Raw genomic sequence first — 22,772 nt, forward strand, 5'->3', positions numbered from 1 at the left:
CCTTTTTCTGATTTGTTTAAACTCAATAATCATCCACAATATTTGGAGAGTTTAATTAATATCAACGCAGACATGCTTACATATGTTTCCACAAAAGGAAAATCTGAAGGCGCCGACGAAGCAGCAAAATTTTATCATAGAAATCTGGTTATGTTTTCTAATTTAAATCAAATTCCGGTAACAAAAGATGACAGAATTTTTATTTTAATGGGAGGTACACACACCGCATTTTTTAATGATTTTTTAAATCGCAGTCCAAAATACAAGGTCGAAAATGTTTTCAAATATCTACAGTAATCTCTGTAACAATTCCCAAAAAACTGCGTCTAACAAAGTATTAGAAAACAATCCATGAAAAAAACGCTTATTACCCTCTCATTTTTAGGAAGTATTTTTGCATTCGCACAGGAAAAACCTGATGAAACTCCAAAAGAAAAAGAGAAGCAGATTGAAGGTGTCACGATTACAAAAACCAAAAAAGCAATCGAGCAGAAAGCCGACCGTACGATTTTTGACTTTTCCGAACAGGCACATCTCAACAACGGATCAGTAATGGAAGGTGTGAAAAAACTTCCCGGTCTTGTCGCTTCCGAAATGGTGGGAATGATGTATCAGGGAAAACCTCTTGAAGTGTATATGGATGGCAGACCTCTGAATATTTCAAGCAACGAATTGACTGCTTTTCTTGAAGGAATGCCCGCAAACTCCGTAGACAGAATCGAGGTGATTACGCAACCTGGAGCAGAATTTCCGGCAACTTCTGGGGGCGCAATTATGAATATTATCACCAGCAAATCTGCAAAAAACTACCTTACTGCAGTCTACAACGGTGGATATCGTTTTTCTAATTACGACAGATACAGAAGCAGATTTAACAATTCAATTGCGTTAAATTCAAGAAATAAATGGTTTGGATGGCAGGTAAATCTGGGTCAGTATTACCGTGAAAGTCTTTCTGATTCTCAGTTTGATGTTTTAACGAAAAATCATTCAAACTCTGTGGGAAGAACGTATTATATAAATTCTGCTTTTACATTTGAGCTTGGAAAGGACAGATTATTGGTCAATTATGACGTGAGCCACAACAATAATAATTCTGACATCACCACAGATGTATTCCTTAATGGAACAACTACTACTGATTATTTAAGCGATTCTGAAGGTTTAAGACAGGAAGTTTCGGCAACCTATCAGAAAAAATTTGATGATAAAAACAAAAAATTAGACTTCAAATTTACTTACAACAACAGCGATTCTGAATTCAACCAAAGAAATGCAAACAATCTGCAGTTTTTTGATCTTGAAAACTCTTCGAAATTTAACCTATACAATTTTAAAGTAGATTATTCGCAACCGCTTAAAATTCTTGACGAAGGAAAAGTAAGCTTTGGTGGACTTTATGACCAGCAGGATTTTCAGGCTTTAAACAGAAGCACGGTAAATCTTGATTATACAAGACAGACTTTTGCAGGATATCTGGAATTTCAGGCAACCTTAAAAAAGTTTGATTTCATAGCTGGAGCAAGAGCTGAAAATTACGACATTACGGGAATTACGAGAGCCACTGACAACACTGGAGCATTAGTACAGAAAGATTTAATTCCATTTAAAAAGTTTAAGGTTTTCCCGAATGCAAGCATTCAGTATAATTTGATGAAGCAGCTTTTTGCAAATCTTAATTACAACAAAAAAATTACGTTACCGAGTATTTCTGTCTTAAACCCAAACAACACCACTTTGGGAACAAGCGTTGTAACATCTACAGGTAACCCGAATCTTCAGCCAACGATTTATGATAATGCAGAATTTAAGATCAGTGCTTTCGATTATGCATTTATCAGCTACAACACGAGTTGGGTGAAAGATCAGATTGTGCAGAGAATTACCCGAAACAATAACTTGATCAGCAATGAGCAGGTACAGGTCAACAGTTTGAGAACGCACAGTTTCAACTTCGGGATGCCAATTCCTTTTATGTTGTTTACAAAACCGTTCAGCGAGCTGATGAAATTTGATGTTAATCCTGATAAAATGAATCTTCTTTATCTATATGCAGGATATCAAATTCAGGAAATACCCGATATCAAGACCAAAGGTTTTTGGGTGTACAGTGTGATGGGACAGTTTATTTTACCTAAGGACATCAGACTTCAGGCAAACTATAACATTCTTACGCCGAGAGGAAATTTCTATTATTTTGAAATCGACAAACCGCTGAATAACGCATTCGATCTCACAGTTTCAAAGAAATTTATGAGTGACAGACTTAATCTTTCTCTTTATGCACGGGATATTTTTAACCAAAATAAAAGTGTCATTCTTGCCCGTTCTGTAGGAGGCACTGTTTTCACTTCCAATAAATTTGACAGCCGCAGTTTTGGGATTTCAGTAAATTATAAAATACCTACCAAAAACAAGCTGGCAAAAGAAGATCCGAATATGATCAAATCTACCAACCAAGGCGAAAGCAATGGTGGAATTTTGCAGCAGGGGCAGTAACTTGATTAAATATTTAAACTAAAAAAAGACCGAAGTGATGCTTCGGTCTTTTGGTTGATATCAATTCAAAATTATTTTTTGATTATCTTGTGTGTCGTTCTCGTTTTATCTTTATGATCTAAAACAAGAATATACATTCCTTCTTTTAAATCTGATAAATTAAGAGATGAAGATACTTCCTTAAATGTTTTCAGGGTTCTTCCTGAAACATCAATCACCGAAGCTGATTTTACATCTGTCACCTTATCAATAGTAACAACATCACTGAACGGATTTGGATAAATTTTCAATCCTTTTTTCGCTGCCACTTCAGAAGTTGATAAGATTTGCAATTCATAGGAAAGATTATCAATCGACAAACTGTTTGCCGGAGTTCCCGGATTTTTTAATGCTAACTGGGTAACTCCCGCAGGTAGCGCAGGAATATCAAATGAAAAAGGATAAACCGTTCCTGCCGTTGGCACACTGAATGTTGTAAGCTGAACAAATGCGTTCGCAGTATCTAAGTATCCAATTTGTAGAATTCCGTTTGCTGTAACCGAAGCTTTGGCATCAAATTTAAGTTTGTAATTTCCTGATTGCAAAGTGCTCATTGCAGGAAGCGCCACGTATGCTACATATGTAGTTCCTGATGTCCACAGATACAAGCCTTTAGTTCCTGAGACAACAGAAGAAGCACTACTGGAAACATGACCACCTTGAGCAGTGCCAAGATTATTCCAGCATAATGGCAATACACCGCCCGAAGCACCATTTGTTACACCAGGGTAGCTTTCAAAATCTTCAAAATAAGATCCAGGAAGTGGGTTGCATTGTGTTGCAAAATTAGTAACCGCTGTCCAGCTACTTTTATCTGCAGACCCACAAGAAGATCGTACCCAAACATAATAATTTGTAGAAGGCTGCAAAGGTCCTATTGATGTTGTAAGAGCTGTAATCCCAGTTTGATCTGGCGTTGTTGCAGAGGTAGGAGCTGTATTTGAAGTAGAATAGTAAACATCATAGCTTCCTGGTGCGATTGCAGGGGCAGTCCAGTTGACAGTAGCTGAGCTTGTGGTAATTCCGTTTACGGTTACTGTTAAAGGTGTCCAACAAGTCGGTGGCGTCCAAACATATGTTAATCCTGAAGCAGGCATTCCCGGAACAGCATTTACGGTGCTATAAGATTGGGTGCTGCTGTTGGCAGTTCCGGTTGTAGAACTTCCGAAATTTAATGTTGAAGCATTCAATCTGTTATTAAAATCTGCAACACTTGTTCCTCTTAAGCCTATTTGTGCAGTTGAAGAAGAAGAAGTTGTTCCTACGACATCTGAACCTGCAGAATAAACTACCGAAATTTTATTAGTCGTTTCCTGTAGCCTGATCTGGAAAGAAAAAGTATAAACCGCAGTTGTAGAAGTTGAGCTTGCTGGTCTGAAATCTTTCCATTGAATCACAATTTCACTATTAGGTGTTGTGCCAACGACTTCCCAACTGATATTTCCAGTTACACCATTTGCATCATATACACTGCTAATATCTCTACCGAATGCAGAAACTGCTCCATCATAAGCTGTTGTGCTGCTTATAGGAGAAGTTACAGTTGTACCAGGAGCTGTCGCTCCAAAAGTGATAAATCCGTTTGAAGAAATATTTACTGAGTTGTAAGAAACACCATTAAAAATAAAATTGTAAGGCAGGGAAAGAGCATACACATTGCTGTTTAAATTTGTAGCACTCGTATTTCCTGTTGCTGCGCCCAAAATAGCACCTGTAATCGGCGTGTATGTTCCTGAAGACTGTGTAAAACTATAAGCATTTACCTGTGCCGAAATCTTTAAGCCCGACAACAGAATAAAGGCCGAAAACAAAGGGGTAAGAATAAGAAGTCTCTTACTTAACAAAAGATATAGATTTTTCATAAATAGTGGTTTTTAGATTGTCACTAATATAATAAAAAATCTTAATAAAACATCATGATTTCAAACATCAAATTGTTTTATTGAATAAAAAACAATAAAAAGAACTTCCGGAAATAAATATTACATTTCTTCACAAGCCCGCCAAATTGCGTCATTCTGCGGAACTGGAGCAACAATTTCTACATCTTCTTTGGTAACAGGATGGATAAAATTTAATTTTCTTGCATGAAGATTTATTCCTCCATCGGGATTGGAACGTGGCGCTCCGTATTTTAAATCCCCTTTGATGGGAACTCCGGTTTTGGATAATTGTGCACGAATTTGATGATGTCTTCCTGTTTCCAAATCAATTTCCAGAAGAAGATAGTTATCTAGAGTTTTAATAATATTGTAAGTCAAAATTGCTTCTTTAGCTCCATCTGTAGCTTTAGGATAAACGATGGCTTTATTACTTTTCTCGTTTTTCTGTAAATAATGCACCAATCTTTGGCTTTTCGGAATCATCTCTTTCGCTACAACTGCCCAATAGGTCTTTTTTACCTCGCGGTTTTTAACCATCTGAGTCAATCTTGACAAAGCTTTTGAAGTTTTGGCATAAATGACCAAACCTGAAGTTGGTCTGTCAATACGATGCACCAAACCCAGAAAAACATTTCCGGGTTTGTTATCTCTTTTTTTTATAAAATCTTTTATGAGTTCCAATAAAGACAAATCACCTGTTCTATCGCCTTGAACAAGCTGTCCCACTTTTTTATTGATAACTAAAAGATGGTTGTCTTCATAAACAATTTGCTCTTCCATAAAAACTATCTTCCCTGATATGACCTGTTTGAAAAACTAATGACAATTCCTGCCAGCAAACCTATTGTTTTGATATAATTGAAAGACGAGTCATAAGGCAAAAACGCACCAACAATACATAAGCCTGCCGCCGCATACATTGGATAAACAAAATTTCTGTTGCCCACAGAAGGTGCCTGTAGAATAAAACTGATCCCTACCAAAACGTAGAAAAGTCTTTTGGAAAGAAAAAGATTGATATTTTCAGGGAAAATATGAAACCAGCCTACTACAAGGCAAAGTAAAGCGACAATAGACAAAACTCCCTGAGCCGTCTGAAGATTATTACCTCTCATTAATAACTTTCATTTTGATTAGGAAAATCAGCCGACTTCACATCTTTTACGTATTGTGAAACTGCGCCGGTAATTTCAGTATATAAATCTAAATATCTTCTCAAAAATTTAGGAGAAAAACCTTTATTCATACCAACCATATCATGGTAGACCAAAACCTGTCCGTCGCAATGAGGACCAGCCCCAATTCCGATAGTTGGAATTGAAATACTTTCCGTCACTTTTTTTGCCAAATCTGCAGGGATTTTTTCTAAAACCACCCCAAAACAGCCTAATTCTTCCAATAATTTAGCATCATTAATTAATTTTTCAGCCTCAGCTTCTTCTTTCGCTCTTACTTTATAAGTTCCGAATTGATAAATCGACTGTGGCGTCAATCCTAAATGTCCCATAATAGGAATTCCGGCATTGATAATCTTTTTTATAGATTTTGAAATTTCTTTTCCGCCTTCTATTTTTATGGCATGAGCACCACCCTCTTTCATCATTCTTACGGCAGATTCCAAAGCAAGATCAGGATTACTCTGATAAGTTCCGAAAGGTAGATCTGCTATAACCAAAGCTCTTTCCACCCCTCTCACCACACTTTGAGTATGATAAATCATGTGATCTAAAGTAATAGGAAGCGTAGTTTCAAAACCCGCCATCACATTTGCTGCCGAGTCGCCAATAAGGATGGTATCTACTCCTCCGGCATCTACCATTTTCGCAGTGGTAAAATCGTAGGCAGTAAGCATGGTAATTTTCTCCTTATCGAATTTCATTTTTCGCAAGGTTTCCGTTGTAACTCTTTTGATTTCAGAATGAACAGACATAATTGGTGTGATTATTTAAAGTTAAAAAGTCGGCTAAAGCCGACTTGTATTAGGTATTTTCTATAAAACTACGTGACCGAGTTTCATGAGTTTATCATGGTTGAGAATCTTGATGTTTCTGCCATCTACTTCTATCAGTTGATCTCCTTTAAATTCAGAAATCAATCTGATGGCACTTTCTGTTGCAGTACCGATGATGTTGGCAATTTCTTCTCTCGTTAAAGATATTTTAATAAAACCTTCAGGATCTGTGCCCAATTTTTGTTCAAGCAAAATTAAAATCTCCGCAAGTCTTTCTCTCACCGTTTTTTGAGCAAGAAAAGTAATGGTATTGGAAGACTCTCCCAATTCGTAAGAAATTTTTTGCAGCATTACAAAAGACAGCTGAGAATCTACCTCCAAAAGATGCATAAAAACATCAGACGGCAAAAAAGTACATTCAATATCAGTCATTGCTTCTGCTTTTGCCTGAAAATTTTCCCCGCAAAGCAAAGCACGGTAGCCAATAAGGTCACCTTCTTTTATAAATCTTAAAATCTGATCTTTCCCAAAAGCTCCGGATTTTGATAATTTTGCTGCACCACTTTCAATCACGAAGATACCTTTCGGGATTTCTCCATCTTCAAAAATGATATCGTGTTTCTGAAAAGTTACTTTCTTTTTAGCGTTAAAATATCTTTCGTAATCCTGTGATGAAAGCCTTTCTTTAAAAGATATATCATTAAATATTTTTGCGAATCTTTCTTCAATGGCAACTTGTTGTTCCTGCGACATTCTAATATGACATTTATCACAAAAATAGAACATTTTAACTCGATAAACAAAAAAAATTGTTATAATTTTGTAAGCCAATAATTTATGAAGGTGAGCGAGAACTGTTTTCATTGTGATCAGGAGATAGAAAAAGAGCGTATTTTATTTGATGAAAAGCTCTTTTGCTGTGCAGGATGTAAGTCTGTTTTTGAAATTCTGAACACCAATAATCTCGGTAATTTTTACGAACTCAACAAAAAAGCAGGAATTAGACCCGATGAAAATTCATCTCAGTTTGATTATCTCGATACCCCTGAAATTTTTGACCGTGTTGCCGATTTTTCTGAAGGAAATACGAGCCTTGTCACTTTCAGAATTCCTGTTATTCACTGCTCATCGTGCATCTGGCTTCTGGAAAGTCTTCATACCCTCAATAAAGACATTCATTATTCTCAGGTCAACTTTACAAGAAAAACTTTACAGGTTTCATTCAATCATAACGAATTAAAATTAAGTGATTTAGCTAAATTTTTAACCAATCTTGGATATAAACCCGCTATCAATCTCGAAACTGCCGAAAAAAATGAAGATCATTTAGACAAATCTTTATTGGTAAAACTTGCCATTGCCGGATTTGCTTTTGGAAACGGAATGTTTTTAGCCTTTCCGGAGTACATCGGAGGTGAAGATTACTGGATGGAGCATTACAAAGGATTATTCAGGTTTCTTATGTTCCTGCTTTCCGTTCCTGTGGTATTTTATTCCGCTTCAGATTATTACAAATCAGCTTGGTATGGTTTAAAAAACAAAATCGTTAATATTGATGTTCCGATTGTCTTGGGGATTTTTGTTTTATTTGGAAGAAGTATTTATGAAGTAGCAACCGATTACGGACCGGGATATTTCGACACCTTGTGCGGATTGTTATTCTTTATGCTTTTAGGTAAAATCTTCCAGAAAAGAACCTACAGCTCGCTTTCCTATGACAGAGATTATAAATCTTTCTACCCGATTGCGGTAACCAAAGTTGATTTTAATGGAAAACAGGAAAATATTTTACTTTCTGAAATTAAAATCGGTGACAGAATTTTAGTAAGAAATCAGGAAATTATTCCGGTTGATGCAATTTTAATCAGCGGAAACGGAAATATAGACAACAGTTTTATCACTGGAGAAAGTGAAAGCATTTCAAAAAATCCTGGCGACAAAATTTTTGCCGGAGGAAAACAGATCGGTTCTTCCCTTGAACTTGAAGTGATTAAAAACGTTGATCAAAGTTACCTTACCCAACTTTGGAACAAAGAAGCCTTCAAAAAACACGAAACCGGACTTGATACTTTAATTAATAACATCAGTAAATATTTCACTTTCATTATTTTAGGAATTGCACTAGTGGCCGGAATTTATTGGTATTTCATTGATTTGGAAACCATGTTTCAGGTGATTTCAGCAGTTTTAATTATTGCCTGCCCGTGTGCCTTAGCCTTGTCTTCTCCGTTTACTTTTGGTCACATTATGAGAATTTTAGGCAGAAATAAATTCTACGTAAAAGACACCTTAACGATTGAGAAAATTGCGAAAGTCAACACTTTAGTTTTTGATAAAACCGGAACCATTACGCACAGAAAAAAATCAAATATCAAATACGAAGGTTCTGAAATTCCGGAATTTGATTTATTGAATATTAAAAGTTTGGTTAAAAATTCAAATCATCCGCTTTCAAAATCTTTATATGAATTCTTAGAAGTTAAGGATGATTATTTCCCGGTAGACAATTTTGAAGAAATTTCAGGTAAAGGTTATGAAGCAAGCGTAAGAAGTAATATTTACAAAATCGGTTCTGCAAAATACAATCATCAGGAATCTAAAAATCTTGAAACAGCAGTTTACATCAGCAAAAATAATCAGTTTATCGGAAAATTTATTTTTAAAAATGAATACCGTGAAAACCTTAAAAATCTCTTTAAAAAACTTACAAGTTATAAGATTTTTATTCTGAGCGGAGACAATTCTTCCGAGGAAAATCAGCTTCAGGAAATCATCCCGAATTACAGTTCGATGGCTTTCAATCAAAATCCGGAAGACAAATTGAATTACATTAAAAATCTCCAGGATCAGGGCTTGAAAGTAATCATGTTGGGCGACGGATTAAACGACGCCGGAGCTTTAAAACAAAGCAACGTGGGAATTGCGATTTCTGACGACAGCAACAGCTTTACACCCTCTTCCGATGTCATTATGAATGGTGAAAAAGTTTCTCAATTAGATAACTATCTTCAAGTCTGCAAAGGATCAATTACGATTGTAAAACTGACTTTCCTTATCAGCTTTTTGTACAATGTTGTCGGTTTAACGTTTGCTGTAACCGGAAATATGAGTCCGCTTTTTGCTGCTTTAATTATGCCGGCAAGTTCGATTACGGTGATTTCATTTACAACAATTTCAACCTGGATTCTGGGCAGGAAACATTTCCAAAAACAGGCTTAAACAGGCTTATTTAGATTGGTTTTAAATTAGCGAAACCCCGTATTTCGTGATAATTCTCATTATTTTTCCTTAAATTTGAACCCCGAAAAAGGGTTAATTTTGTAGCAAATGGATATTTTATATTTAATGATCCTTTGCAGTGTTTCTTTGGCTGCAGTTTTCCTGGTAATCTTCATTGTAAATGCCAGAAAAGGACAGTTTGAGGACGATGAATCTCCCGCTGTGAGAATACTTTTTGACTCCGGTGAAATAAAGGACAAAAAGGAAACACAGGAAAAAAATAAAAAAGAAGACGGAGATAAAAATAAATTTGAAGATAAAAGTGAATAGTTAATATGGAGACACAAAAGTTTAGTTATGACAACAGTATTGTTCGTGCATTCCTTTACGCAACCATAGTTTTTGGAATTATCGGTTTTACGTTTGGTTTGACGGCAGCATTGATGCTTTTCTATCCCGAGCTTCCTGAGTTTTTGTTTGGTACTGATGATACAACCATCAACAGTCTGGCATCAGGGAACATTCAGGGGTTGATTAATACCAATGGAGCCTTAGGGTTTGGTAGAATTAGAATGCTACACACCACCACGGTAATCTTTGCCTTTGTTTGTAACATTGTTTACGTAGGGGTGTATTACTCTACACAGAGATTATTAAAAACAAGAATGTATAGCGATACGCTTTCTTGGATTCATTTCTGGACATGGCAGTTTATGATCGTTGCTACGTTTGTAACGTTCTTTATGGGGATCAATACTTCAAAAGAATATGCTGAGCACGAGTGGCCAATCGACATATTAATTGCAATTTCATGGATTATCTTCGGGGTAAACATGATTCTTACCATCAAAAAGAGAAGAGTAAGACACCTTTATGTAGCTATTTGGTTCTATTTAGGAACTTGGGTAGCGGTAGCGATGCTTCACATCTTCAACAACCTTGAAGTACCTTTATCATTCTCAGGATGGAAATCTTATTCAGCTTACGCTGGGGTAAAAGATGCTATCGTTCAGTGGTGGTATGGTCACAATGCGGTTGCATTCGTATTGACAACTCCGGTTTTAGGTTTGATGTATTATTTCTTACCAAAAGCTGCAGACAGACCTGTATTCTCGTATAAACTTTCGATTATTCACTTCTGGTCATTAATTTTCGTATATATCTGGGCTGGTCCTCACCACCTTCAGTATACAGCATTACCGGCTTGGGCTCAGGCAGTGGGAACTGGCTTCTCAATCATGCTTATTGCACCATCTTGGGGAGGAATGCTGAACGGGCTTCTTACATTGAGAGGAGCTTGGGATAAAGTAAGAGAAAATCCTATTTTGAAATTCTTCGTAGTGGCAGTTACCTGTTATGGTATGGCAACTTTCGAAGGGCCTTTATTGGCAACAAAAAACATCAACAAAATCGGTCACTTTACCGACTGGGTAATTGGTCACGTTCACTTAGGTGCATTAGGATGGAATGGTTTCATGGCATTCGGTGTAATCTATTATTTGGTACCAATCCTTTGGAGAACTAAAATGTTCTCTGTGAAATTAGCCAACTGGCATTTCTGGTTAGGTACTTTGGGTATTATTTTCTACGCTGTACCAATGTATATCGCAGGATTTACACAAGGTTTGATGTGGAAACAATTTAACCCAGACGGAACTTTATTGTGGAAAAACTGGTTAGATACTGTTACTGCAATTATTCCTTACTACAAATTAAGATTCTTAGGAGGTTTATTCTATCTTTCAGGAGGTTTATTGATGGTTGTGAATGTTTACATGACAATCAGAAAAGGATCATTCCAAAAAGAAGTTCCTGCAGAAGCTCCGGCTTTGGCAAATATCAGCAACAAAAGAAAAGAAGGAGAAGGTTTCCACCTTTGGTTGGAAAGAATGCCGATGTTGCTAACGGTATTATCATTGCTTACCATCTCAATAGGAAGTATGATAGAAATTATCCCTACCCTTTCACTTAAGAAAAGTGTACCTACAATTTCTGCGGTGAAACCATATTCACCATTAGAATTAGAAGGTAGAGACTTGTACATCCGTGAAGGTTGTAACGCCTGTCACTCTCAAATGGTAAGACCATTCAGAGATGAGATTGTAAGATTCAACGGTAAAAACGGACAGTACTCTAAAGCAGGGGAATTTGTTTACGACAGACCATTCCTTTGGGGATCAAAAAGAACCGGACCGGATTTGCATAGAGAAGGTGGTAAAAACCCAAGTTCTTGGCATTACAAACACATGTACAACCCAAGATCTACATCAGCAGGTTCTATCATGCCTCGTTACCCTTGGTTGATTTCAAACAATTTAGACAGATCTAAAATGATTGATAAAATCAAATTTATGAAAGGTACTTACGATGTTCCTTACACGAAAGGTCAGATTGACTCTGCGGATAAATGGGCAGACAACCAGGCAGCTAAAATCGTTAGCGACATCTTTGTGGAAGCTCCGGATTTGAAGGATGCCTACGCAAAAAGACCTAAAGGTGAGCTTGAGAAAAAAGAAATCATTGCTTTAATTTCTTATCTACAGAGATTGGGTACAGATATTAAAACGACAGAAGTAAAAACAGCAAGTAATAACTAAACATTAAAATTAAAGATGATTCCTCAGAATTTTAAAGACATCTTATCCAACACGGACAACGTGGGGCTTTACCAGACATTGGCTTTGATCCTTTTTATTCTGTTTTTTGTCTCTCTGATTATTTACGTTTTCAGTAAGCCTAAAAAATACTACAGAGAAGAAGAGCATGCACCGCTTGAGGATGACGAAGAGGATTTTAATTTAAAAAATTAAACAATTTATTATGAAACAAAGAACGCCAGTTTTTGTAAATATTGCTATAATAATCGGCCTGCTTATTATTTTCTATTATCTGTTCGTTCAGAGTTATGCTTTCTTAAAGTCACCTTATTTTTGGGGCACTGTAGTGATTGGAGCTATCATGGCTTACATTCACAGTGCAATTGGTGATTTGGTAGAAAACAATAAGTTTAAAAAACTTTCAGACGAAGAAAAAGCGGCTTACCTTGCTGAGAAAAAAGTTCCTTATTTCACAAGATTATATGCTGCGGCTTTCAAGAAGCAGTCTGATTCTCACGAGAAAGATATTTTGATCGACCATGGCTTCGACGGAATTATGGAGCTCGACAATGCTTTACCAAAATGGTGGGTAGGTTTATTCTACTTCGGAACAGCATTTATGATTCTTTACATTTCAGCGTATGCATTCACAGATTTTGCAAGCCCGCTGAAAGAATACGAGAAAGAATACAGAGAGCAGGAAGCAAGCGTTGCTGCTTATATGAAAGAACAGCCACCTGTTACTATTGAAAGTGCAGAATTTTCTGAAGACAATATCGCTGCTGGTGAAGAGGTTTTCAAAACCAACTGTGTATCTTGTCACTCAGAAGGTGGTAAAGGAGGAATTGGACCAAACCTAACGGATAACTTCTGGCACAATCAGCCTGAAAAAACATTATTCAAAAACGTATTCCACGTAGTAGAAAACGGGGTTACAGGTACTGCAATGCAGGCTTGGGGTAAAAACGGTGTTCTTACAGGAAACGATATTCAGAATGTTGCAGCTTATGTTTACTCTATCAACCAGATGAAAAAGCCAATCACGCCTGCAGAAGGTGGTGCACCACCATACGGGGATGAGGCTAAATGGGAAAAGAAGTAGAAGTAATTAACTGAAAAATATAAAATGAAACATAATTTGTTATTAATTTAAAATCTTAAATCAAATAACAAATTATGTTTTTCTTTTTTTAAATACAAAGCAAATGTCAGACACAGAAGATTTAGACGTACGCGGCGGCCAGGGTCAGGTAGTAGATCCTGAAACTTACAGAGATTCCATAGGAACGATGGAGCGGTCTGGAAAAAGAAAATGGGTCTTTCCGCGAAAACCAAAAGGCAGATATACCAATTACAGAGATATCGTAAGCTATCTGTTGCTTATTATTTATTTTACAGTTCCATTTATTAAAATCAACGGAAATCCTTTTTTCCTCTTTAATGTAATCGACAGAGAATTCTACATCGTTGGTCAGCCATTTTTCCCTCAGGATTTCTTCATTCTTACGCTTGGCGCTATTGTCTCTCTTATTTTCATTATCATTTTTACGATTGCATTCGGAAGAATTTTCTGCGGGTGGATTTGCCCTCAGACAATTTTTATGGAATCGGTTTTCCGTAAAATTGAATACTGGATTGAAGGAGACAGAAACAAGCAGATGAAACTCGACAGACAGGAATGGAACAATGAGAAAATTATGAAGCGAAGCCTGAAATGGTCTGTTTACATTGTTATTTCTCTGATCATCACGCACATCATGTTCATGTACATCGTCGGTTATGAAGAGGTTTTAAATATCGTATCACAAGGGCCATTTGCCAATCTTACGAACTTTGTCGTAATGATTCTCTTTACTGCAGCGTTTTATTTCGTATTTGCATGGTTCAGAGAGCAGGTTTGTACTTTGGTATGTCCTTACGGAAGATTGCAGGGAGTCTTAATAGATAAAGATACCATTAACGTTTTCTATGATTTTAAAAGAGGTGAAAACCGTTCTTCATGGAGAAAAGGTGAAGACCGTAAGGCAGCCGGAAAAGGTGACTGTATCGATTGTCATCAGTGCGTAGTCGTTTGCCCAACGGGAATCGACATCCGTGACGGACAGCAGTTGGAATGCGTAAATTGTACTGCGTGTATCGATGCCTGCGACGAGGTAATGGAAAAAGTCGGACTCCCCAAAGGGCTCATCCGTTATGCTTCTGAAAATGAAATCGAAAATAATACCGAATTTAAATTTACCGGCAGAATGAAAGGTTTTGCAGTAGTACTCGTACTTTTGGTAGGATTTCTAGGGTTTCTTTTATACAACCGTGGTGAGATGGAAGCAAAATTCATTAAGCCAGCTGGAAGTACCTATTTTGTAAGAGACGGCAAGATCAGCAATACCTACAATTATACTTTCCTCAATAAGACAAACGATAAAAAAATTGTGACCATCAAAGTAATTTCCCCGGCACATGCCGAAGTAAATTACAGCGTGTCAAGCAAAATAACGGTCGAAAGAGATAAAATTTCTAAAGGAACCGTTAACATCAGTTTCCCGGAAAACGAAATGAAACTTTCAAAACAGAACATCACCATTGGCGTTTATGATATGAAAGGAAAATTAATCGATTCTTATCAAACCTATTTCGAAGGACCTTTTAAATTACAATTTTAAAAATCTAAAATGAAAAATCTAAGCTGGGGACATGGCGTCTTCATAGCACTTGCGGCTTTTATAATTTTTATCCTTTCCATGCTGTTTCTTTTTCCGAACGGGCAGCAAAATTCTGAAATGGTATCAGACAACTATTATGAAGAAGAACTGAAATATCAGGAAGTGATTGACGCCAAAGGCAGAGCAGATAAACTGGTCAACAAACCTGTTTACAGTCAAAATTCAGACGGAATCAGCATCAAATTTCCTGCAGATTACAACAACGGAAATGCAAAAATAAAATACGTCCTGAACAGAACCGATGACCAGAATCTCGACGTTAAAAAAGATGCAATACTGGATGATAATAAATCATTTACAATCCCAGCAAAACTTTTGAAAGTAGGAAGTTATACCCTCCGTTTAACCTGGGTAAAAAACAATACAGAATACAGAATCGATTACGATCTAGCATGGAAATAGCACTCATCATATCCGCTTTGGGGCTCGGTTTTGCATCGGGATTTCACTGCATCGGTATGTGTGGGCCAATTGCCTTGTCGATGGGTTTAACCAAAAAACAGGCAACCAATTATTATCTTCAGAATCTTACCTATCAGTTTGGAAGAATCTTTACCTACTCTCTTTTAGGAGCCTTACTCGGAATTATAGGCGAAGGATTTCAGTTTGCAGGATTTCAGCAATATCTTACCATCGGGGTTGGCATTTTTCTTATCATCATGGCATTATTTTCTTTTGGAGGAAAAGATTTTGCCTCAAGGCTTCCTTTTATTTCTAAGTTTTTATTTAAAGTAAAATCCAACTTAGGAAAACTCCTTCAGAAAGCAGATTACCGCTCAAGATTTACAACTGGCATCCTCAACGGATTTCTTCCCTGCGGAATGGTCTACATGGCACTCACAGCAAGTTTAGCAAGCGGCGGAATCTGGCAAAGCGCCACCTTTATGGCAATTTTTGGACTGGGAACTTTACCTTTCATGTTCACCGTAGTTTTAGTCGGAAATTTAATGAATCAAAGTTTTAGAATTAAAGTTTTAAAACTGATACCTGTTGTGATGATTGTTTTGGGAGGATTATTTATTCTCAGAGGCCTCGAGCTCGGAATTCCCTACATCTCCCCCGCTTCAGAAGCTATGAAAGTATCTCCGGGACACGACATCAATTGCCACAATACAGACCCGAATCATAAACATAACCCGGCGACCTGTCATTAAAACCGTTACAGCAAGTAGTCTTGAGCTGTCATTGCGAGGAGAAACGACAGCCTGTCCCGACACTTCGGGAAAGCAGTCTGTTGAACACATTACGCTACTCCTTAAATAGTTTATCATTCGCCTTACTGCTATTATGTCTATATTTTGCTAAAAGTCAAAAGACTTCACGAAACGTTGGCTATTTTGAATATTTTTTAAAACTTTTATTTTGGATACCGTTCTTTAATATACCCATCTTTCACCCTCCATTCATAAAATTTTAGCACTAATTTCCCGTCAACTGATTCGTAAATTTTAATTACGTGAGAAATATTTTTCGTGTCAGTAGCCTGATATCCATTGGCACTTACATTAAGTAATGCTATATCATCTTCTAAAAAAGTAGATTGAACGATTGAATTGTTTTTTGCCACGTAGTAAACATCATCATTATTGATTCTTGTCTTTGGGAATTGACGGATAAAATCAAATTTTAAAAAATTCTTATCACTATAGAAACCTTCTGTAAAATGTTGATCTGTTAAAAATCCAGAAGTATTCCAGGGGCCTTTAATGAGAAAGAAAATGTTCTTGTTTAATCTTTTCTGCAAATATTGCAAGGATTCTAATGTCCATGTTTTTTGATAGATAAATAATCTTTTTTCATTTGAGAAAAATTTGGGACAGGGTCCGTGATCATTTGACCCAACACCGTACTCATAAAGAACAATTGCTATGCTTTCAGTTAAAATATGTTTGTTTTCCACAAGGTCAATTATCTTTTTCATAGCAGACTCTTCGAAGGGAATGTCCACATAGTTTTTTTTAAAATCTTCAACCTGTTTTTTTCTTTCAGCATATATTACATCACAATTTGATGGAATTAAAGGGTACTCATCATCCTTATCCAATATACCATCGTTATCAGTATCTGGCCATGGGCAGCCCCTGTTTTCAGAAGATCCCGAAACTTGAGGGCAATCGTCAAACTGATTTTCAATACCATCAAGATCATCGTCACGAACAGGACATCCATTATTTTTAGCGACTCCAAATTCGTTTGGACACTCATCAAGATAGAAAACAATTTTGTCATTGTCTTCGTCTGATGTGCATTTTTTCTTCGAAAATTTTTGCTTACACTCTTTGAGTAATTGTTTATTCACAGAATTCTGAGCATGAACAGACCATGCAAATAAAACTAAAAGCAAATAATTAAAATTTTTCATAATTACCATTTAGCCAAAATATTAATAATTGCCAAGCAAAATTTAGGACATTGCGCAAAATAGTGCAGAAAAATAAAAGAGTAAAGAATTTTTTTTAATGTTCTGTTGATTTGGTTAATACCGTAAAAATAGACGTTTCGTATTAAATTAAAACAAATGTTTAAGGAAAATTTAAAATTTTTCATCGAATATTGAAAAACGATACAGAATATTTAATACATTTGAATCAAACAAAACAAAATGATGACAAAAAATCCTGCACTTTCTGTGCTCAAAAAGTGGTTTACTAAAAAACCCAAGGTTTTTACCTCCCCTAAAATAGTTTCGCCTCAAATCCTCAGGATTTAATAAGAACCTAAACTGGATAATACAAAATCCTCAGGTTTTCGCCTTCCTTAGGTTAGTGTTGCACCAAATGCTCAGGATTTAGTACGAACTAAAATAGATTAGACTAAAATCCTCAGGTTTTCATATCAAAAAAATATCAGTTAAATCCTTAGGATTTAAGAATAGCTTTTAAAATATTCAAACATTTTAAACCTAATATTAATTTTAAAACAAACACATTATGAGTACATCAGAACTTGTTTCACTTAATCTCGTGAGACTCCACCACTCCGAATTCGGACAGTTTATTAAAAGATTTTTTGAAGATTTTGCACAAACCAATCTTAATGCTGACAACGATGCAGACTTTAAAAGACTTTACGATGCTCTGCAGGCGCAACTTCCTGCCTTCAACAGTGCTCTCAACCAAATAAAAGCCAGCGAAGAATCTGAAGCTATCGCCAAACTGGATGCCTTGAGAGATGCCGCTTTGCAAAACCTCCGCAATGCACTGAAACCGTACCGCAACAGCGAGGAGGAAGCTGAAATCAATGCCCACAAAGCCCTCTCCCTGCTTCTTGCAGAATACAAAGAAACCCACGATGCTTCCTTCGAAGCCGAAACCAACGAACTGGCAGAGCTTACGAGCCGCCTGGAATCTGCTGATTACAGCAGCCACGTTACCGAGCTGAACATTGAAAAATTTGTTACCCGAATAAAAAATGCTAATGTGGCTTTTAATGATTTGTTTTCGCAACGGTCTTTCAAGACATCACAAAAAGAAGTTTACGATGTGAAAGCTTTAAGAAAAACACTTGCCGAAGAATATAAAACGATGGTAAACTACATCGCCTCCAATGCTCCTGTGAAGCAGGATGCTTTTTATAAAGATGTTTTGGGAATCATTAATAATGGAAGAACGTATTTTTCTACCGTAGTTTTATCGAGAAGAGCTGGGAAGAAGCCGCCGGCTCAAGAGCAATAAGCATCATTTCCACCATCATTGCGAGATTCTTTGATGCGTCATTACCAGGAGAAACGACAGAGTAAACCACTGAACCGAACCGTAATTGCGAAAAGGAATTACCCAGAATAAAAAATTTAGCAATGCAAAGCCATGGTTAACAGAAAAAAGAAATCGTAAGAAACTAATATGCAATCCATCAAAATAAAATTTATATTTGTTTCATAATCTGCTTTGCGAAGATCATATAGGTTGGATTGAAGCATTGCGTAAAGCCAAATGTTATGGAACACTTGATGAAAAAAACAATTTCAATTTTGAGTTTCTGCTTAATAACGATTTCTGTTTATTCACAAAAGAGTATGAATAATGGGTTTTTAGATATACCTAAATATTATAGCCCCGTTGATATTGATTTAATTAAGAAAATCAAGCCAAATATTAAATATAAAAATTGGGCATTGATTTATTCTAACGGAGAAAATAATGAGATTAGATATCAAAAAGGAGTAATTAAATTATCCACTGAAAGAAATGAAAATTTCTTGAATGGCTTTTATCCTTGTTTACCTGGAGGATGTTATTATTATTTTTATACAGAAAATGGAAAAAAAAGTGAATATATTTCGGAAGAACAAATAATGAATTTTCTGGGAAAAATAGATAATATTGAGGAAGCACTCTTTCTTGCATTGTTAAATAATTATGTGATTGATAAGAATTATAAAAATGGAAATATTTACAAAGAATTTAATGATAAATTTATAATTTACTTATCAAAAATCACATACTCACCTTATAAAAAAGAAGCATTTGTTATTGAAGTTAAAAAAACTGGCGAATTTAATATTAAGTCAGATGGAATCTATCACTACGAACCAAATGTTAGAATCGACATTTAAAAAAACGTAACATAACGAGTATCGGTAAAATTCGCTCTAAAGAGCATATTTTAACTAGCAACGCTGTCAGGGTTTGAAACCCTGACAGCGTTTTTTCAGTAAATACAAAGAATGTCGTTTAAATCTTCTTAAACACCAAAGTCGCATTATGCCCTCCAAAACCAAAAGCATTACTCAAGGCAAAATTGATGTTTTTCTCTTTAGCCTCGCCAAAAACAATATTGACATCTTTAGGAATATTATCATCTATCTTATGAAGATTAATGGTTGGCGGAATAATTCCTTTTTCAATCGCTTTTATTGAAAGAATAGCTTCTGCTGCTCCAGCGGCACCCAACAAATGACCGGTCATAGATTTGGTAGCACTGATGTCCAGATTTTTGCTTCCTTTAAACAGTTTGTTGATGGCGTTGATTTCTATTAAATCTCCTAAAGGCGTAGAAGTGGCGTGAGGATTTACATAATCTACATCTTCCACATTCGCTCCGGCTTCTTGTAATGCCAACTCCATTGCTTTAATCGCTCCAACACCATCAGGATGTGGCGCCGTCATGTGATAAGCATCTGCTGTCATCGCTGCTCCGGCTAATTCTGCGTAGATTTTTGCACCCCGCGCTTTGGCGTGTTCGTATTCTTCTAAAACCAAAGCTCCTGCACCTTCTCCCATTACAAAACCATCACGGTCGGCATCGTAAGGTCGGCTTGCTGTAGCAAAATCATCGTTTCTAGTAGACATGGCTTTCATCACAGAAAAACCACCAACCGAAGCCGGAGTAATAGCTGCTTCTGAACCTCCGCTCACGATGGCTTTTGCTTTTCCTAATCTGATGTAATTAAAAGCATCCATCAAAGCTGTATTTCCTGTAGCACATGCAGAAATAGTGGTGTAATTGATTCCCTGCAGACCAAATTTCATCGAAATCATTCCCGAAGCCATATTGGCAATGAATTTCGGAACGAAAAAAGGATTGAATCTTGGGTTTTGATCATTGGCAGCAAAGTTCATCACTTCCGATTCGAAAGTCCACATTCCACCTTGGCCGGTTCCCCAGATCACACCGGTATCGAAAGGATCCATATTTTCAAGATCCAAACCGGAATCCTGCAAAGCTTCAGCAGATGCGTACATTGCATATTGAGAAAACAGATCGCTTCTCTTTATTTCGTTGTGATTTAAATATACTTTAGGATCAAAATTTTTGACCTCATTAGCAAAATGAACTTTAAATTTCTCTGAATCGAAATGGGTAATTAAAGCCGTTCCGCTTTTCCCGTTGATGCTGTTTTGCCAGAATTCTTCGACATTATTTCCCAGTGGCGTCACTGCGCCCATTCCTGTAATGACAACTCTTTTCATGTATTGATGAATATTATTTTTGAATATTTTCTAAATTAAATCTTTTCAAATTGAATATGATAATCTATTTACTTAAACTGCAGTAATTTCGAACACAAAGTGCACAATGTTTTCATAAAAACGATTTCTTCTTTAAGGTTTACAAAGCCGTAAACTTAAAAAAGGCCACCAAGTTATTCAATTGATATCAATTGCGCTGAATAGAAAAGTTTAATTGTTGATTTTAAATAAATTGGAAGTTCCTCTTGCGATGAGTCTTGTTTTATCTGCATTCCAGACTTCGCATTCGGCATTGACGAACTGTTTTCCTCTTTTAATGATTTTGGTTTCTGCGATGATATTTTCATTCAGCTTTGCTGTCGAAAAATAATCGATGCTGTTGTTGATGGTGACGATAAAATTACTTTCATTCAGAGAAAACATTGTGGCTCCGATGATGTCGTCTATGATTGCTGCCGTAATTCCACCGTGCATATTTCCCATAGGATTCAGCCATTCTTCACGAACGGTGTACTGAAATTCAATCCTGCCTTCTTCAGCAGAAACAACCGTTGGATTGAGCCACTTCATAAAAGGAGACGGAGAATCTGTAAATTCTTTTCCTATAAATGATTGTAATGCCTTTAATTTATCCATATCTAATTCTTTATAAAGGATTCTGTTTGATTTCTTTGTCGGTGAGTTCAAGAATTTTATCTAAAGCAAGGTTCAAATGTTTTTCATTTCCTGTGGTTTTAGACAATAAAATTCCGCCTTCGAGAAAGATAATGAAAAGTGATGCATAATCATCCGGATTGATATCTTTTCGAAACTCTTTGCTTTCTTGCCCGGTTGTGATGATATCAGAAATAGTTTTCATCCAAACCTCAAATGATAATTTTACCTGATTTTTCAGTTCCGGAAAAGTATCATCAGATTCCGTAGCAGCATTCATCAAAGGACATCCGCCACTTTCAAAAACAAATTTCCAGTTTTTCCTGTAGAAGGAAACAAATGCGTGCAGCTTATCAGTCATCGTTGGAAATTCATCGCTGAATGACCTTGAAAGATTTTTTCTAAGCACACCGGAATTGTATTTGTAAACCTCAATCGCAACCTCATCTTTATTTTCAAAATTTCCGTAAATGCTTCCTTTGGTTAAACCTGTTGCTTCTGTGATATCGCTTAGAGACGTAGCTGTATAACCTTTGGTATTAAACAAAGATGCAGTTTTTTCAATGATAAATTGTCTTGTCTTTTCGGCTTTTGACATGATTAAAATCAAATTCTGATGCAAAGATATGAAAAATATACCGATTGGTATATTTAATGTATTTTTAGTTTAGAAATAGGTTTTGGCCAAAGCCAATACATTCTTGTATAAATGAAAAAACGGGCTGAAGCCCGTTTCTATTGATGAAATTCTCATCATTAATTTATCCATTTAGTCTATCATTCCGTAGGAACCTAAACAGAGATTTTACAATTAGTTCTCTAATAATCCCAGCGAGATTCCTCCGGAATAACAAACTGTGGTTTTTAATTGTTAGTTAACCAAAGTAGCATTCAAAGAAATTTCAAAACTAAAAGCCTGACTTACAGGACAACCTTCTTCAGCGATTTTTGCATACTTCTGAAAATCTTCCTCAGAAATTCCCGGAATTTTTGCGGTTAATGTCAATTCAGATTTTGTAATTTTTCCTGCTGCAGGATCCAGAGTAATCACTGATTTTGTAGTCAGTTCGTCCGGTGTAAAACCTGCCTGCGTTAATTCTGCACTGAGCTTCATCGTGAAACATCCTGCGTGAGCGGCTGCCAGTAATTCTTCAGGGTTGGTTCCCACACCTTCCTCAAAACGGCTTCCAAAAGAATATTGAGTTTGGTTTAAAGTGGTACTCTGCGTGGTGATGTGACCTTTTCCTTCTTTGATGGTACCGTTCCAAACGGCGGTTGCGTTGCGTTTCATAGTAAAA

Annotated in this window: 22 protein-coding genes; 12 read left to right on the plus strand and 10 right to left on the minus strand. The window is 36.4% G+C overall.

All coding sequences use genetic code 11. The features are described 5' to 3' along the window. A partial coding sequence (locus tag AC2A1G_RS06045) for a DUF5694 domain-containing protein (protein ID WP_484046037.1) occupies positions 1 to 297 on the plus strand: 297 nt, incomplete at its 5' end. A 54-nt stretch (positions 298 to 351) separates the two neighbouring features. After that, the gene (locus AC2A1G_RS06050) at positions 352 to 2,499 is read left to right on the plus strand and encodes an outer membrane beta-barrel protein (RefSeq protein ID WP_484046038.1); all 2,148 of its coding nucleotides are present in this window, start codon (positions 352 to 354) and stop codon (positions 2,497 to 2,499) included. A gap of 71 nt (positions 2,500 to 2,570) precedes the next feature. Here the strand turns inward: AC2A1G_RS06050 and AC2A1G_RS06055 are convergent, their stop codons facing one another. From AC2A1G_RS06055 to AC2A1G_RS06075, 5 genes are all read right to left on the minus strand, one after another. Beyond that, positions 2,571 to 4,400, minus strand: a complete 1,830-nt coding sequence (locus tag AC2A1G_RS06055) for a T9SS type A sorting domain-containing protein (RefSeq protein ID WP_484046039.1) — start codon at positions 4,398 to 4,400, stop codon at positions 2,571 to 2,573. Between the two features lie 120 nt (positions 4,401 to 4,520). Continuing rightward, complete coding sequence (locus tag AC2A1G_RS06060) at positions 4,521 to 5,201, minus strand: RluA family pseudouridine synthase (RefSeq protein WP_484046040.1); 681 nt, start codon at positions 5,199 to 5,201, stop codon at positions 4,521 to 4,523. A 5-nt stretch (positions 5,202 to 5,206) separates the two neighbouring features. Next, a complete protein-coding gene (locus tag AC2A1G_RS06065) occupies positions 5,207 to 5,536 on the minus strand; it encodes a hypothetical protein (protein ID WP_484046041.1) in 330 nt (109 codons plus the stop codon). Next, entirely contained in the window at positions 5,536 to 6,351 is an 816-nt protein-coding gene (gene panB / locus AC2A1G_RS06070; protein ID WP_484046042.1) for a 3-methyl-2-oxobutanoate hydroxymethyltransferase, read from the minus strand. Before panB ends, AC2A1G_RS06065 begins: the two co-directional genes overlap by 1 nt. A 60-nt stretch (positions 6,352 to 6,411) precedes the next feature. Continuing rightward, positions 6,412 to 7,125, minus strand: coding sequence for a Crp/Fnr family transcriptional regulator (locus AC2A1G_RS06075; RefSeq protein WP_484046043.1), 714 nt, complete (start codon positions 7,123 to 7,125; stop codon positions 6,412 to 6,414). A gap of 90 nt (positions 7,126 to 7,215) precedes the next feature. Here AC2A1G_RS06075 and AC2A1G_RS06080 point away from each other — a divergent pair, with 90 nt between their 5' ends. From AC2A1G_RS06080 to AC2A1G_RS06115, 8 genes are all read left to right on the plus strand, one after another. After that, the gene (locus AC2A1G_RS06080) at positions 7,216 to 9,591 is read left to right on the plus strand and encodes a heavy metal translocating P-type ATPase (protein WP_484046510.1); all 2,376 of its coding nucleotides are present in this window, start codon (positions 7,216 to 7,218) and stop codon (positions 9,589 to 9,591) included. A gap of 108 nt (positions 9,592 to 9,699) precedes the next feature. Continuing rightward, positions 9,700 to 9,921, plus strand: coding sequence for a cbb3-type cytochrome oxidase assembly protein CcoS (ccoS, locus tag AC2A1G_RS06085; protein WP_484046044.1), 222 nt, complete (start codon positions 9,700 to 9,702; stop codon positions 9,919 to 9,921). A gap of 5 nt (positions 9,922 to 9,926) precedes the next feature. Beyond that, the gene (gene ccoN, locus AC2A1G_RS06090; protein ID WP_484046045.1) at positions 9,927 to 12,188 is read left to right on the plus strand and encodes a cytochrome-c oxidase, cbb3-type subunit I; all 2,262 of its coding nucleotides are present in this window, start codon (positions 9,927 to 9,929) and stop codon (positions 12,186 to 12,188) included. A gap of 15 nt (positions 12,189 to 12,203) precedes the next feature. Then, the gene (locus AC2A1G_RS06095; protein WP_484046046.1) at positions 12,204 to 12,401 is read left to right on the plus strand and encodes a cbb3-type cytochrome oxidase subunit 3; all 198 of its coding nucleotides are present in this window, start codon (positions 12,204 to 12,206) and stop codon (positions 12,399 to 12,401) included. A 10-nt stretch (positions 12,402 to 12,411) separates the two neighbouring features. Beyond that, entirely contained in the window at positions 12,412 to 13,290 is an 879-nt protein-coding gene (locus tag AC2A1G_RS06100; protein ID WP_484046047.1) for a c-type cytochrome, read from the plus strand. A 103-nt stretch (positions 13,291 to 13,393) separates the two neighbouring features. Continuing rightward, complete coding sequence (gene ccoG, locus AC2A1G_RS06105; protein WP_484046048.1) at positions 13,394 to 14,848, plus strand: cytochrome c oxidase accessory protein CcoG; 1,455 nt, start codon at positions 13,394 to 13,396, stop codon at positions 14,846 to 14,848. A 9-nt stretch (positions 14,849 to 14,857) separates the two neighbouring features. After that, complete coding sequence (locus tag AC2A1G_RS06110; RefSeq protein WP_484046049.1) at positions 14,858 to 15,310, plus strand: FixH family protein; 453 nt, start codon at positions 14,858 to 14,860, stop codon at positions 15,308 to 15,310. Next, entirely contained in the window at positions 15,301 to 16,062 is a 762-nt protein-coding gene (locus tag AC2A1G_RS06115) for a sulfite exporter TauE/SafE family protein (protein ID WP_484046050.1), read from the plus strand. Before AC2A1G_RS06110 ends, AC2A1G_RS06115 begins: the two co-directional genes overlap by 10 nt. Positions 16,063 to 16,265: 203 nt before the next feature. Here the strand turns inward: AC2A1G_RS06115 and AC2A1G_RS06120 are convergent, their stop codons facing one another. Next, the gene (locus AC2A1G_RS06120) at positions 16,266 to 17,270 is read right to left on the minus strand and encodes a hypothetical protein (protein ID WP_484046051.1); all 1,005 of its coding nucleotides are present in this window, start codon (positions 17,268 to 17,270) and stop codon (positions 16,266 to 16,268) included. Positions 17,271 to 17,838: 568 nt separating this feature from the next. Here AC2A1G_RS06120 and AC2A1G_RS06125 point away from each other — a divergent pair. Then, positions 17,839 to 18,582, plus strand: coding sequence for a DUF6261 family protein (locus tag AC2A1G_RS06125; RefSeq protein ID WP_484046052.1), 744 nt, complete (start codon positions 17,839 to 17,841; stop codon positions 18,580 to 18,582). Between the two features lie 263 nt (positions 18,583 to 18,845). Further along, the gene (locus tag AC2A1G_RS06130; protein ID WP_484046053.1) at positions 18,846 to 19,463 is read left to right on the plus strand and encodes a hypothetical protein; all 618 of its coding nucleotides are present in this window, start codon (positions 18,846 to 18,848) and stop codon (positions 19,461 to 19,463) included. A gap of 118 nt (positions 19,464 to 19,581) precedes the next feature. On the opposite strand, the gene fabF is transcribed toward AC2A1G_RS06130, so the two are convergent. The 4 genes from fabF to AC2A1G_RS06150 form a co-directional block, all read right to left on the minus strand. Beyond that, positions 19,582 to 20,820, minus strand: coding sequence for a beta-ketoacyl-ACP synthase II (fabF, locus tag AC2A1G_RS06135; protein ID WP_484046054.1), 1,239 nt, complete (start codon positions 20,818 to 20,820; stop codon positions 19,582 to 19,584). A gap of 210 nt (positions 20,821 to 21,030) precedes the next feature. Next, positions 21,031 to 21,456 carry a PaaI family thioesterase gene (locus AC2A1G_RS06140; protein WP_484046055.1) on the minus strand — a complete coding sequence of 142 codons (426 nt, stop codon included), beginning with the start codon at positions 21,454 to 21,456 and terminating at the stop codon, positions 21,031 to 21,033. A 10-nt stretch (positions 21,457 to 21,466) separates the two neighbouring features. Continuing rightward, on the minus strand, positions 21,467 to 22,072 hold the full coding sequence (locus AC2A1G_RS06145; RefSeq protein WP_484046056.1) for a TetR/AcrR family transcriptional regulator: 606 nt from the start codon (positions 22,070 to 22,072) through the stop codon (positions 21,467 to 21,469). Positions 22,073 to 22,345: 273 nt separating this feature from the next. Next, positions 22,346 to 22,765 (minus strand): OsmC family protein, encoded by a 420-nt coding sequence (locus tag AC2A1G_RS06150; RefSeq protein ID WP_484046057.1) that lies wholly within the window; start codon positions 22,763 to 22,765, stop codon positions 22,346 to 22,348. Between the last annotated feature and the right edge of the window lie 7 nt (positions 22,766 to 22,772).

This window comes from Chryseobacterium sp. HNCC26DJ240, from assembly GCF_057180485.1.

What these genes read in the sequence shown, in the direction of transcription:
- AC2A1G_RS06130 (WP_484046053.1), top strand. Translation starts at nt 18,846, where the DNA reads ATGGAACACTTGATGAAAAAAACAATTTCAATTTTGAGTTTCTGCTTA.
- AC2A1G_RS06065 (WP_484046041.1), bottom strand. Translation starts at nt 5,536, where the DNA reads ATGAGAGGTAATAATCTTCAGACGGCTCAGGGAGTTTTGTCTATTGTC.
- AC2A1G_RS06125 (WP_484046052.1), top strand. Translation starts at nt 17,839, where the DNA reads ATGAGTACATCAGAACTTGTTTCACTTAATCTCGTGAGACTCCACCAC.
- AC2A1G_RS06060 (WP_484046040.1), bottom strand. Translation starts at nt 5,201, where the DNA reads ATGGAAGAGCAAATTGTTTATGAAGACAACCATCTTTTAGTTATCAAT.
- ccoG (WP_484046048.1), top strand. Translation starts at nt 13,394, where the DNA reads ATGTCAGACACAGAAGATTTAGACGTACGCGGCGGCCAGGGTCAGGTA.
- panB (WP_484046042.1), bottom strand. Translation starts at nt 6,351, where the DNA reads ATGTCTGTTCATTCTGAAATCAAAAGAGTTACAACGGAAACCTTGCGA.
- AC2A1G_RS06075 (WP_484046043.1), bottom strand. Translation starts at nt 7,125, where the DNA reads ATGTCGCAGGAACAACAAGTTGCCATTGAAGAAAGATTCGCAAAAATA.
- AC2A1G_RS06150 (WP_484046057.1), bottom strand. Translation starts at nt 22,765, where the DNA reads ATGAAACGCAACGCAACCGCCGTTTGGAACGGTACCATCAAAGAAGGA.
- AC2A1G_RS06120 (WP_484046051.1), bottom strand. Translation starts at nt 17,270, where the DNA reads ATGAAAAATTTTAATTATTTGCTTTTAGTTTTATTTGCATGGTCTGTT.
- ccoN (WP_484046045.1), top strand. Translation starts at nt 9,927, where the DNA reads ATGGAGACACAAAAGTTTAGTTATGACAACAGTATTGTTCGTGCATTC.
- AC2A1G_RS06095 (WP_484046046.1), top strand. Translation starts at nt 12,204, where the DNA reads ATGATTCCTCAGAATTTTAAAGACATCTTATCCAACACGGACAACGTG.
- AC2A1G_RS06110 (WP_484046049.1), top strand. Translation starts at nt 14,858, where the DNA reads ATGAAAAATCTAAGCTGGGGACATGGCGTCTTCATAGCACTTGCGGCT.
- AC2A1G_RS06050 (WP_484046038.1), top strand. Translation starts at nt 352, where the DNA reads ATGAAAAAAACGCTTATTACCCTCTCATTTTTAGGAAGTATTTTTGCA.
- AC2A1G_RS06115 (WP_484046050.1), top strand. Translation starts at nt 15,301, where the DNA reads ATGGAAATAGCACTCATCATATCCGCTTTGGGGCTCGGTTTTGCATCG.
- ccoS (WP_484046044.1), top strand. Translation starts at nt 9,700, where the DNA reads ATGGATATTTTATATTTAATGATCCTTTGCAGTGTTTCTTTGGCTGCA.
- AC2A1G_RS06145 (WP_484046056.1), bottom strand. Translation starts at nt 22,072, where the DNA reads ATGTCAAAAGCCGAAAAGACAAGACAATTTATCATTGAAAAAACTGCA.
- AC2A1G_RS06055 (WP_484046039.1), bottom strand. Translation starts at nt 4,400, where the DNA reads ATGAAAAATCTATATCTTTTGTTAAGTAAGAGACTTCTTATTCTTACC.
- AC2A1G_RS06140 (WP_484046055.1), bottom strand. Translation starts at nt 21,456, where the DNA reads ATGGATAAATTAAAGGCATTACAATCATTTATAGGAAAAGAATTTACA.
- fabF (WP_484046054.1), bottom strand. Translation starts at nt 20,820, where the DNA reads ATGAAAAGAGTTGTCATTACAGGAATGGGCGCAGTGACGCCACTGGGA.
- AC2A1G_RS06100 (WP_484046047.1), top strand. Translation starts at nt 12,412, where the DNA reads ATGAAACAAAGAACGCCAGTTTTTGTAAATATTGCTATAATAATCGGC.